The organism is Okeania sp. SIO2C9, from assembly GCF_010672455.1.
Taxonomy (GTDB): Bacteria; Cyanobacteriota; Cyanobacteriia; order Cyanobacteriales; family Microcoleaceae; genus Okeania.
On record NZ_JAAHGO010000087.1, the window covers coordinates 1 to 7,065 of the forward strand.

General features: G+C 37.8%; 4 protein-coding genes. 3 read left to right on the forward strand and 1 reads right to left on the reverse strand.

Features of this window, described 5'->3' with window-relative positions; all coding sequences use genetic code 11:
• Window positions 1-1,046 precede the first annotated feature (1,046 nt).
• Entirely contained in the window at window positions 1,047-3,218 is a 2,172-nt protein-coding gene (gene ppk1, locus F6K23_RS34490; RefSeq protein ID WP_293164814.1) for a polyphosphate kinase 1, read from the reverse strand.
• An 893-nt stretch (window positions 3,219-4,111) separates the two neighbouring features.
• Here ppk1 and F6K23_RS34495 point away from each other — a divergent pair.
• From F6K23_RS34495 to F6K23_RS34505, 3 genes are all read left to right on the forward strand, one after another.
• Window positions 4,112-4,390 (forward strand): hypothetical protein, encoded by a 279-nt coding sequence (locus F6K23_RS34495; RefSeq protein ID WP_293164817.1) that lies wholly within the window; start codon window positions 4,112-4,114, stop codon window positions 4,388-4,390.
• 126 nt (window positions 4,391-4,516) lie between these two features.
• Entirely contained in the window at window positions 4,517-4,792 is a 276-nt protein-coding gene (locus tag F6K23_RS34500; RefSeq protein WP_293164820.1) for a hypothetical protein, read from the forward strand.
• 630 nt (window positions 4,793-5,422) lie between these two features.
• A partial coding sequence (locus tag F6K23_RS34505; RefSeq protein WP_293164823.1) for a choice-of-anchor Q domain-containing protein occupies window positions 5,423-7,065 on the forward strand: 1,643 nt, incomplete at its 3' end.

Below are 7,065 nucleotides of genomic sequence, written 5' to 3' on the forward strand. Positions count from 1 at the left end.
GAGGGAAGAGGGAAGAGGGAAGAGGGAAGAGGGAAGAGGGAAGAGGGAAGATGTGGGGAGAAATAATACAAAAAATTCAACACTCCTTTTCAGATTTTTCCTCACTCATTGATGCGCGAAAAGACTTGGCTACCATAATTATATAGATCTCAAATGGGTTCTATAGATATCCACGCTAACTTTTACACAAACGATTGCCTTCGGACATGATATTATATCATGTCTGGTTGAACAGTTATAAATAAACGACAGAGGAGTCAGGAGTCATATCAAATCCGGTAGCATCGGTGTTATTCAGTATTAAAGAACTGTAGGAGCGAATGGCCATTTGCGTTCCGCAAAGCTGCCGAATTGCGCCCTTACACGTTGTATGACGATCAACAGAATTATATTACTCCGAAGCCAACGGATTTGATATCAGGAGAGAAAAAAGAGTAGGAGAAAGTTGTTTTTATCACTAGACATCTGATGGAAAATAAATAAACCTTTTAATTAGAGCAGGCTAAGGATACGAAAAATTTACCCTAAAAAATCATTTTTCGTGCCTTTTTCGTAAAAATATATTCAAAATATCTTATCAAAATAACATGGGTCGCGCAACCCCGCCTTTTAAGGCGATCGGGTTTTTGGAGCGGGGATCAAATACCCTACTTCCCCTCCTGGGAGGGGGAGGGGCGAGGGGTGGGTTAACTTCTTCCCCTATCTGACTTCTGACTTCGTTAACTGTTGCCTGTTGCTTACTCCTGCAAAAAATCTATATCTTTTTCACGCTTAGGTCTACTAATTATCCGGACATGATATTACTGTTCTTACAGAAGAACAGCAGGGAAGAGGGAACAGTGGGAAAAATATTTCCCCTGACTCGGATCATCAGATTCTTCTAAATTTTCTGAGTTAATCATCCTCTGAATATTGTGGATTAAGCACTAATTTAATTTTTCAATTTGCACCTGCTTTTCCTTTAGTAATATATCAAAATTAAAACTTACTTCCACAGTTTAAACCAAAATACTATCTTCTAGTTTAATTTAGTCTAGTGCCTATATCTAATTATTGATTGATGTTTCCATCAAAATTTTATGAGAACCCAATTCTGGAGAATTATCAACAGGGCGACGCTGAATATACTGACCATCTGATTGTAAATCCCAAGCTTGACGGTTGTCAGATAACAGAATACCCATAATCTCTTGCAGCTCTTTCGTTAAGTCAGGATCTTCAACAGGCGTAATAGCCTCTACTCGACGGTCAAGATTACGAGGCATCCAGTCAGCAGAACCAATATATAACTCCTCTTGAGCATTATTATAGAAGTAGAAAATACGAGAATGTTCTAAATAACGCCCAATAATACTTACTACCTTAATATTTTCACTTACACCCTCTAAACCAGGACGCAGACAGCAAATACCTCGAACAATCAAATCAATTTTCACCCCTGCTTGAGAAGCTTCGTATAACTTAGCAATTATTTTCGAGTCCACCAAAGAATTCATCTTAGCAACAATTCGACCTGTTTTTCCTTTTTGGCAATTCTCAATTTCACGATTAATTAGTTTAAGAAAGCGATCGCGCATATTTACAGGAGCTATTAACAATTTCCGATAAGACTGCTGGCGCGAATATCCTGTCAAGAAATTAAACAAATCTGTTAAATCTGCTCCTAACTCTGGGCGACTGCTAAATAAACCTAAATCAGTATAAAATTTAGCTGTTTTGGGATTATAGTTACCAGTGCCAATATGAACATAGCGACGGATATGACCTTCTTCCTGACGCACCACCATCACAATTTTCGTATGAGTCTTCAAACCTGCTAAACCATAAACAACGTGAACGCCAGATTGTTCTAACTTCCGCGCCCACTGAATATTATTTTCTTCATCAAATCTTGCTTTCAATTCCACCAATGCTGCTACTTGTTTGCCATTTTCTGCTCCAGCAATTAAAGCATTAATAATAGGTGAATCTCCAGAAGTACGGTAGAGAGTCATCTTAATTGCCAACACATTAGGATCGTGGGCAGCTTGAGTAATGAAACTTTGTACCGTACTTGCAAAAGAGTGATATGGATGATGTACCAATACATCTTTCTGACGAATGACTGAAAAAAAGTCTATGCCATTATTCTTATTCTGGTCAGAAGTTGCTATGCGATCGCCATGATGTTGCAACCGTGATGGCATAGTAGATGCCCAATTTGGATCTTTGAGTTGTGGTAATGGTAACCCCATGAATGACATCAAATCTTTTAAATCAAGTAATCCATCTACTGTGTATACATCCTTTTCTGATAGCTCCAACTTTTCCATTAATATCTTTTTTAATGTACTAGGCATTGTGGGATTAATTTCCATTCTCACTACGGTACCACCAATACGGCGTTTTTGCAGTTCTTTTTCGATTACCAATAGCAAGTCATCACCTTCATCTTCTTGAACTGATAGATCGGCATCACGAGTAACCCGAAATAGGTGATACTCCTGGATATCCATACCAGGAAACAGAGCACCCAAATTATGAGCAATGACTTGTTCGAGAGCTACTCCCATCCAATTTATAGTTTTATTCTTTTCTTGCACCTGTAATTTTTCTGGTAAGGGCAAAAACCGAGGTAATATTTTGGGAACTTTGATTCTGGCTAATAAATCTTCCTGAGTTTCTGGATTTTTCAGTATTACTGCTAAGTTCAAACTGAGATTAGATAGATAGGGAAAAGGGTGACTAGCATCAATAGCTAAAGGTGTTAGTACAGGAAATATATGTTCTTCAAAATAGTTTTGTAAGTATGTTTTTTGTTTTTGATTTAGGTCTATATAGTGTAGGATATGAATGCCATTTTTTACTAATTCTGGTCGTAAGGTTTGCTCAAAGAATTGATGTTGTAAAGAAACCATTGGCAATAGTCTTTGATTAATCCCATCAAGTTGTTTTTGGGGGGTACGACCATCTGGAGTTAATTTATTTACTTCAGCTTCTATTTGTTTTTTCAGAATTGCCACCCTGACCATGAAGTATTCATCTAAGTTAGAACTAAAAATTCCTAAAAACTTTAAACGTTCTAATAAGGGAGTACGGGGGTCTAAACCTTCAGATAAAACTCTACGGTTAAACTCTAACCAACTAAATTCTCTATTAAAGTAGTATTGTGGATCGCTAAAATTTTTTTCTGCCTTAGTTTCTGTACTTTCTTTCTCATTCTTTTTGTTTTTGGACATAGTTAATTAAGGTATATTTTGATATTTGTTCAAATTAATATTGATTGTAAGGTAGTCTTGAACCTTTGTAAAGTCTACTTTTTTAATAAATAGTTAGTATAGTTATATACTTTTATTAATCTAGTTAAATTGGTGGTAAAGTTCAATTTTTTCGCAGGATGAAGTAATAGAAATAAGATAGTAATTTTTTTGAGTTTGTTTGTTATAGCAATCCTATTTCAGTTGCGGGTCATTTCAGTTATCAGTTATCAGTTATCAGTGAACCTCCGACTGAAGTCGGAGGCTTGAAATACTGAACTAAATATTTTTTTCATCCCCTTAAAAGAGGAGGCTTTAGACCTCATTTTTTTGTAAAAATATCTTTGAATTTAGGGAACTCTTCACAGGAAACAGGGAATAGAGGTAAAAGTTTCAGATTTTTTATATATCCTTAGATTTTTGACAAATTATTTCTGATTGCTATCTTTATCTAGATAAGTTATGGTTTGGCAAATAAATGTTTAAATAATGGTAATAAAAATTGAAATTATCTGAGTTTCAGCAGCACAAATATCTGTGCTATTTTTTAGTAGTAAAAATGTGTAGAATGAGCAAAAAAAAACAATGCTTTGCTTAACCGTTTTTTTTGTAGACAAAAATCTATGTATTATGAAGATTGTTTAAAGGTATTCTGAAGATTATGTAAAGCCAGTAAAAAAAAATACTCAAAAGTAATAATGTTGATTTTATAGTAAATTCAAAGCTTTGTTCTATGAATATCCCGAACCTTTTGCTGTGTCATACAAGATTTTTTTATTAATAAAAGTATTGTAAATTAAGCTTATGGTGTTTTGATTCAACAAAGCCCTAAATCAAGATAAAGTTAGGCAAAATAAACAGGAAATTCTAATCTTATGGCACCTTTTAATGTTACCAACACCATGGATTCGGGTAATGGCAGTCTGCCAGATGCTATTACCATGGCAAATGCGACACCGGATGCCGATACCATTAACTTTGATAGTTCCCTCACAGGAATGACCATCGGACTGACCGGTGGAGAATTATCCATAACCAATTCTCTCACCATCAATGGATTAGGTGCAAATCTGCTGACAGTCGATGCACAACAGAATGGCTTTCGAGTCTTCAATATCGATAACGGCAGTGACGGTCTAATTGATGTTTCATAGATGGCTTAACCATTACTGGAGGCAATCCCATAGGTGGTGGTGGTGGTGGAATTTTCACCTCCGAAAATCTGACCGGTAAAGACAGTATCATCTTCGGCAATACCTCAATCAGCATCGAAGACCAATATGAAAAATTATTTGATGGTGAACGTCCGACCAACGGGGGCAGGAATTCGATCGCATTGGAATGGTATGGTAGATATTGGTGCTGATGAAGTACAGCAACAACAGCCACCAACTCCCTATTCTCAATCTTTATTGTTGAGTCCTAATTATCCAGACTTGATATTAGGCATGATTTTCAGCCTTTTTTTTGTAGCATTTTTATTGATAGCGGTTTTCAGGAAGATAAACTACAGTACAGTGAGTAAACCAGTTACGCAACATTTTAGGAGTAACTAAATCAATAGACATCTCCAGAAAATAAACGTAAGCATTTCCTACGGAATGCTTACAAATAAACTTGCTCTTTATTTAACATAAACTAGAGTTGTAACAGTCACTTATAAAATCATTTTTTGTATCTTTGGCCTGAAAATATATTCCCTATTCCCTTTTCCCTAGCGGAGCTTTGCATCAGTAATCGCCTAAATTAGTAGGCGCTATATGTAGTGTCTTTGCGTAAGTCTTGAGTTAAATTTGTCTGAGTTTCACTAGCACCAATATCTGTGCTATTTTTTGGTAGTAAAAAATTGTAGATTTAGTCCAAAAGAAATGATTTTTTTCTGTATTCTGATGGATAAAAATCTATGTATTATGAAGATTCTGTAAAGCTACTCAAAAATTAGTCAATTGAATACCTATGTATTATGAAGATTCTGTAAAGCTACTCAAAAATTAGTGAAAAGTAATCAGGTGAATATTATACTAAAACTAAATCTTTGTTTTATTAATATCTCTAGCCTCTTGCTGTGCTATCCATGATTTTATTATTAATATAAGTCTTGTAAAAATCAGTTTGATGGTGCTTTTATCCAAAAAAGCTATAAATTCAAATAAAGTTAAACAAAATAAACAGGGGACTCTAATTTTATGGCAACTTTTAATGTTACCAACACCATGGACTCGGGTAATGGCAGTCTGCGAGATGCTATTGCCATGGCAAATGCCACCCCGGATGCCGATACCATTACCTTTGATAGTTCCCTCACAGGAATGACCATCGGACTGACTGGTGGAGAATTATCCATCACCAATTCTCTCACCATCAATGGATTAGGTGCAAATCTGCTGACAGTCGATGCGCAACAGAATGGCTTTCGAGTCTTCAATATCGATAACGGCAGTGACGACCTGATAAATGTGTTCATGGATGGCTTGACCATTACTGGAGGTAATCCAATAGGTGGTGGGGGAGGAATTTTTACCTTCGAGAATCTGACTGTTCAAGACAGTATCATCTCCGGCAATACCTCAATCGGTATTGAGGGGCAATACGACATAGGCAGATCTATTGATGGTGGTGGAATCAATAGTTATGGTGGTTATTTGAAAATCGTCAACACCCATATTATTAACAATGAAGTTAAGGGACAATTAGCCGACGGAAACCCCCAATTTCAAAATAATTTTGGTGACGACCCTGACGGTGGTGGTGTCTCCATCCGCAATGGTCAGCTCAACGTTGTTGATAGTAATATTTCCGGTAATAAAGTCACTGGTGGTCTGAGTGATGGTGGTGGGATTTATGGTTGGTATAGTGACATAACAGTGACTAATTCGACTATCTCTGGCAATACTCTTGAAGGAACAGCCTTTGGTAGCGGTGGTGGTATTTATAACCGCCATGGCAACACGACAATCGCAAACTCAACCATCGCTAATAATTCAACATTAATGACCAGTGAGTTAGGATCTGCTGATGGGGGCGGTATTTTTAGTCGCAATGGCGATCTAGAAATTACTAATTCAACTGTCTCAGGTAATTCAGCAGTTGGCCTAGATAAAACAGATGGTGGCGGAGTTTACAGTAAAAATGGCAATTTAACCGTTGTTAACTCTACTATTTCTTATAACAGTACTGTGGGTAATAGCGCGGATGGTGGAGGTATTTTCAGTAGTTCTGGTATCGCAACGATTACCAATTCCACTATTTCTGGTAATTCTGCTGATGGACTTGGAGGTGGCTTATTTAGTGGAGGGACGACAAACCTTACCAATACCATTATTGCCAACAGCACTGGTCGCGATGCCCTCCTGAATAGTAACAAAATCGACACTAACATCAATAATTTGATTGAAGACGGCCATTACAACCCATTTTTATCGGGCGATCCTGGTTTAGGTCTCCTACAAAATAACGGTGGTTCTACTGAAACCCACGCCTTACTCCCTGATAGTATTGCTATTGATGCTGGGGATAACGGAGGTGCAACAGGATTAACGTCTGACCAACGGGGGCAGGAATTCGATCGCATTGTCAATGGTACGGTAGATATCGGTGCTTATGAAGTACAGGAACCTCAACCACCAGCTCCTGAACCTCAACCACCAGCTCCTGAACCTCAACCACCAGCTCCTGAACCTCAACCACCAGCTCCCGAACCTCAGCCACCAACACCCGAACCTCAGCCACCAGCTCCCGAACCTCAGCCACCAACACCCGAACCTCAGCCACCAGCTCCCGAACCTCAGCCACCAACACCCGAACCTCAGCCACCAGCTCCCGAACCTCA